Annotated in this window: 1 protein-coding gene and 1 pseudogene; both read right to left on the bottom strand. The window is 65.5% G+C overall.

Annotation, left to right across the window (positions count from 1 at the left end; all coding sequences use genetic code 11):
• Window positions 1-184: SDR family NAD(P)-dependent oxidoreductase (locus ACWTU8_RS33185; protein ID WP_455851425.1), on the bottom strand; the 184-nt coding region annotated here is incomplete at its 3' end.
• Window positions 181-400 (bottom strand): annotated as a pseudogene (locus ACWTU8_RS33180) (GMC oxidoreductase); the annotation flags it as partial. The pseudogene ACWTU8_RS33180 and the gene ACWTU8_RS33185, both read right to left, overlap by 4 nt.

Genomic DNA, 400 nt, shown 5'->3' with positions numbered 1-400 from the left:
CGATGTCGCATTGGGCGTAGGCGAATTTCGCACCGTGGGAAGTGATGTTCTCGGCGAGCCCGTCAGGCGCCTGTTCGGCAAGATCGGCAACCAGAATGTCGAAGCCGGCATCGGCCAGCGCTTCCGCGCAAGCCAGCCCAATGCCGCGCGCGCCGCCGGTGACGATGGCTGCGGGGCGGGTCATTGGAAGCCAGCCCTGCGAATATGGTCCGCAACCCGCAACGCCTGAGCGGCGATCGACAGCGCCGGGTTGACCGCAGCCGAGTTCGGCAAAAAACTTCCGTCGACGACGAACAGGTTCTGGTGGTCGCACGACCGGCAGAACGGGTCGAGCGGGGAGGTCGTAGGTTCATCGCCCATCCTGACCGCGTCTCACTGGAGCGATGGCGTGCGCTTGTCG

The organism is Mesorhizobium sp. BHbdii (assembly GCF_053848045.1).
This window is presented reverse-complemented; position numbering and strand designations above follow the sequence as displayed.